Raw genomic sequence first — 4,964 nt, forward strand, 5'->3', positions numbered from 1 at the left:
CCGGCCCCGCCGTGGTTTTGGCGGGCCCCGCCGTTGTCTGGCCGGCCCGCGGGGGGGGGGGGGCGGGGCGGCCCCCCCCCCGGGGGGGGGCCGGGCCCCCCCCCGGGGGGGGGGGGGGCGCCCCGGGGATCGGAAACGTCGGTCAGCCGTGCTTCGGACCGGTCGTGGTCGGAACGAGTGCGACCGGTCAGACCGAGAGCGCGTGGCGGAAGACGCCCCGCGGGTCCCAGACCTTCTTGATCTTCTTCAGCCGGGCGTAGTTGTCCGCGTAGAACAGCGTCTGCCAGGTCGTGCGTGAGGTGTTCAGGGCGGGGTCGGCGAGGTCGACGTCGGGCCAGCCGATGTAGCAGCCGTCGTACTGGTCGCCGGGTGCCGGCACTCCCCCGGCGTTCTGGTGGAGGTCCCGGTAGAAGTCCCGTTGCCAGGTGAGGTGCCGGGCGTCGTCCTCGGCCTTGTCCCAGTAGCTGTAGATGGCCCCCAGCAGCACGGCCCGCCGGTGGGAGGTGGCGGTCGCGTCCGGCGCCAGGGCGTTGATCTGCCCGCCGTACGAGGAGAGCGCGAACGCCGCCGGGCCGTGGTGGTAGTCGGGCCCGGTGAGATAGGCGTGCACCGTCTCCATCTGGCTGTCGGTGTAACGCCTCCTGAGGTACGCGCCCTTGGTCTTCGACCGCAGGGGCGCCTTGGCGCCGAGCCCGATGCCGGTGTCGACGTACGACATGATGGTCGTCAGCCACGGCAGTCGCGCGGACGTGATGATCGTCGGCTTGACTCCGACGTTCTCGCACGCGGCCTCGATGTAGTCCTGGAGGATCTGCTCGTTGCCCTCCACCGTCGGGTCGATCTGGCCGGCGACGGTCACCGTGCCCAGCTCGGACCGTGGCGCGATGAACCCTCCGTAGAGCGCGTTCTCCTTCATACCGGGCGCGCTGTGGCGCTCGTGCCACACACCGATGTTCCTGGCGATCCGCACGAACGTGTTCCTGTCCAGTTCGTTCCAGCTCCAGACGGCCCTGGACACCAGGGTTCCGCCGGGCGCCTTGGGCAGGATCCGGCCGGGGTCGTTGGTCCTGGCGTTCGGAGAGCGCAGCCAGAACCGGGTGACCACACCGAAGTTCCCCCCGCCGCCCCCGGAATGGGCCCACCACAGATCGCGGTTGGGGTCGCCGGGTTCGCGTGTGGCCACCACGGCCCTGGCGCTGCCCCGGGCGGGGACCACCACGACCTCGACCGCGTACAGGTTGTCGGCGACGAGCCCGTACTGCCGCGACAGGGCGCCGTAGCCGCCTCCGGTGATATGACCGCCGACCCCGACGGGCGGACAGGCGCCGCCCGGGAGGGTCACTCCCCAGCCGTAGTAGAGGGTGCGGTAGACCTCGCCCAGCGTGGCACCGGCCTCGATGGAGAAGGCCCGCATCACCGGGTCGTAGGAGATGGCGCGCATACCGGTCATGTCAATGACACTGCGCACCCGGGGATCGTCGACCAGACCGTCGAGGTTGTGGCCTCCGCCGCGCACCCCGATCTGCTTGCCCTCGCGCACCGCGTCGTTGACGGCGTCGATGACCTGTCCGGTGCCTGTGACGACACGGATGTTGTCCGGGCTGCCGGTGAACCGCCGGTTGTAACCGCGCAGGAGCAGGTCCTGATAGCGCGGGTCGTTGGGTGTGATGGAGACGGACTCCCGGTTGGGAGTGTCCGTGAGGACGGGCGCGGCGGCTGCCGAGAGCGCCGCGTCCGTGGCCGGATCCGGAGCGAGGAGCTCCAGGTCGGCAAGCATCCAGCCATCGGCCATGATGTTTCTCCCCCGTTGCTGTGTACTCTGCGCGGCCCGCGGCGGTGGCACACGGCTCGTTCAACGCCGTGTGCGTCCCCGCGCGCGCGGGCCCCCGTTCTCGTCTTTCAGCCAAAACCCTACTGACGCGATGGCGCGTGCCACCCCTAACAACCCCCTATATGACCTTCGGGCCCTTCGGCCCCGGTTGTCGCGGCGGCACCTCGGGGGAGATGCCGCGGCGGCACCTCGGGGACCGGTTCAGGTCGGGGTCCGATCAGTTGACGTCCAGTTCTTCCTCGATGAGGCTCAGCAGTTCCTCCACCGGCGCCGAGCGGATGTCGTCGTCCGAGAGGGCGCCGTCGGTGCCGGTCGTCGTCCCGGCCGTCCGCAGCAACGACAAGAGGCTTTCCAGCCGGTTGGTCACCGCCTCGCGCTCCGCGCCGTACGCGGCTCCCGACCGTACGCCCGCCTCCAGTCGCTCCAGCGTCCCCAGGACGGACCCGCCCTCGGCCGCGCCCCCGTTGACGCCCCCGGCGGGCACGAGTTCCATGGCCAGGTGGCCGACCAGACTCATCGGGGTCGGATGGTCGAACACAAGGGTGGCGGGCAGCCTCAGTCCGGTGAGCGCGTTCAGGCGGTTGCGCAGTTCCACGGCCGCCAGGGAGTCGAAGCCCAGTTCCTTGAACGCGCGGTTGCCGTCCACGGACTCCGGCCCCGAGTGGCCGAGCACCGTGGCCACCTCCGCGCGCACCAGGTCCGCCAGCGCCCGGTCCCGTTCCGCCGGGTTCATCCCCGCCAGCCGCTGGGTGAGCGGGGCCGCGCCACCGTTCCCGGCCGTCGCCGCCCGGCGCGCGGTGGTACGTACGAGGCCGCGCAGCACGGCGGGCATCCGCTCGCCCTGCGCGCTCAGGGCCGCCGTGTTCAGCCGTACGGGTGCCAGCAGCGCGGAACCGTGGCCGGCCCCGGTGTCGAACAGCCGCATACCGTCCTCGGACGGGAGCGGTACGACGCCGCCGCGCGCCATACGGCGCCGGTCCGCCTCGTCGAGATGGGCGGTCATCCCGCCCGCCTCGCCCCACAGCCCCCAGGCGAGCGAGACGGCCGGCAGCCCCGCCGCCCGCCGGTGGTGGGCCAGCGCGTCGAGGAAGGTGTTCCCGGCGGCGTAGTTGCCCTGGCCGGGGGGACCGATCAGGCCGGAGACGGACGAGTACAGCACGAACGCCGACAGGTCCAGGTGCTTCGTCGCCTCGTGCAGGTTCCAGGCGGCGTCCACCTTCGGCCGCAGCACGCGGTCCAGTTGGTCGGGGGTCATGGAGGCGAGGACACCGTCGTCCAGGACGCCCGCCGTGTGCACCACGGCGGTCAGCGGATGCTCCGCGGGCAGCGAGGCGATGAGCTCCACGACCGCCGTACGGTCCGAGACATCGCAGGCGGCGAGGGTCACGGAGGCGCCCAGCCCGGTCAGTTCCTCCCGCAACTCGGCTGCCCCCGGGGCGCTTTCGCCCCGGCGGCTGACGAGCAGCAGATGCCGGGCGCCGTGCTCGGTGACCAGGTGACGGGCGGCGAGTGCGCCGAGGGCGCCGGTGGCGCCGGTGATCAGCACGGTGTGGTGGGAGGGCCACGCGGCGGGGGACGGGGCGGGGGTGGGGGTCGTGGCGGTGGACGAGGACTGGGCGGGGGCCGGGGACTGGGCGGGGGCCGGGGGCGGGACTGTGGCCGTGGGCGTGGCTGTGGCTGTGGCTGTGAGCGTGGCTGTGGCCCTTGCGAGCCGGGGCACGCGCAACTCGCCGTTCCTGATCGCGATCTGCGGCTCGTCGGCGGCCAGGGCCGACGGCAACGAGGCCAGGGAGGCCGGCTCACCGTCGGTGTCCACGAGGGCGAACCGTCCGGGGTTCTCCGTCTGCGCGGTACGCACCAGACCCCACAGGCCCGTGTACCGCAGGTCCAACGCGTCGCCGCCGTTCGACGGGGCGGCGACCGCGTCGCGGGTCAGTACCACCAGGCGGGACGGGGTGAGGGCGTCCTCCAGGGCCCAGGCCTGGATCAGTTCCAGTGTCGCCTTGGTGATGGCCCGGGTCTCGGCGGGGAGGTCCGGGACGTCCGGGAGGTCCTGCGGCGCCGGGACGGGCGAGAGGGGTGCGTCCGGTACGTACAGCACGGTGTCCGGCACGACGGCGGTGCCGTCGGTCACGGCGCGGGCCAGGGCGGCCACGGTCTCGTAGGCCGCCGAGGGCCGGGACGAGTCGGGCAGTTCGAGGGAGTCGGCCACCTCGACGGCGCCTCGGCCCAGCACTGCCCACGTGGCCGCCGGCTCCGTCGCGGATGTCGAGGACGTTGTCGAGGGCTTCGACGGTGCCGAGGAGCTCGGGGACTTCGAGGGTGACACAACGGGCCAGGCCACCTCGTAGAGGGAGCCGAGGGCGCCCTGCGCGGAGGTGTCGGCGGCGCGCAGCGCCTCGGCCGACACCGTACGCCACACCAGTGAGTCCACCGAGGCCACCGGGGCTCCGGTTCCGTCAGCGATTGTCAGGGAGACCGAGTCCGTGTCCAGGTCCGTCGACAGCCGGACCCTCAGGGTGGCGGCTCCGACGGCGTGGACGCGTACACCCGACCAGGAGAACGGCAGTCCGGGTTCGGCCCCGTCGTCCAGGGCCCTGAGCACGGCGGAGTGGAGGGCGGCGTCGAGGAGTGCGGGGTGGAGGGTGAAGGAGCCCGCCTCACCGGCTTGTTCGTCGGGCAGGGCGACCTCCGCGAAGACCTCGTCCTCGCGCCGCCAGGCCCGGCGCAGCCCCTGGAAGACCGGGCCGTAGCCGTAGCCCTCACCGGCCAGACGTTCGTACACCGTGCTGGTGTCGATCTCCGCCGCGTCGGCCGGCGGCCATGCGGTGAGATCGGCGGGAGCCCGTCCCGAAGGCCCGGCTTTGAGGGTGCCGGTGGCGTGCCGGGTCCAGCCGGCGTCGGCGTTGTCGTCGGTGTCGGGCCGGGAGTGGATACTCACGTCCCGACGCCCCGACCCGTCCTGCGCACCCACCACTACCTGCAACCGCACCGCCGACCCCTCCGGCAGAACAAGCGGGGCGGCGAGGGTCAGGTCTTCGAGAAGGTCACATCCCACCTGGTCACCCGCGTGCACGGCAAGCTCGACAAAAGCCGTACCGGGCAGGAGAACCGTGTCGAGAACGGCATGATC

The 4,964-nt window shown here is 72.5% G+C and carries 2 protein-coding genes and 1 pseudogene; all 3 read right to left on the minus strand.

Annotated elements, in window-relative coordinates:
• Positions 1-187: 187 nt before the first annotated feature.
• Positions 188-1,792 carry an FAD-dependent oxidoreductase gene (locus ACFYYH_RS34425; RefSeq protein ID WP_388559860.1) on the minus strand — a complete coding sequence of 535 codons (1,605 nt, stop codon included), beginning with the start codon at positions 1,790-1,792 and terminating at the stop codon, positions 188-190.
• 256 nt (positions 1,793-2,048) lie between these two features.
• Positions 2,049-4,772: a type I polyketide synthase gene (locus ACFYYH_RS34430; RefSeq protein WP_388559863.1), complete on the minus strand. Its 2,724-nt coding sequence runs from the start codon at positions 4,770-4,772 to the stop codon at positions 2,049-2,051.
• Positions 4,773-4,814: 42 nt separating this feature from the next.
• Positions 4,815-4,907: pseudogene (locus ACFYYH_RS34435) on the minus strand (hypothetical protein); the annotation flags it as partial.
• Positions 4,908-4,964 lie beyond the last annotated feature (57 nt).

This window comes from Streptomyces sp. NPDC002018 (genome assembly GCF_042890865.1).
In the GTDB taxonomy this organism is placed as follows: Bacteria; Actinomycetota; Actinomycetes; order Streptomycetales; family Streptomycetaceae; genus Streptomyces.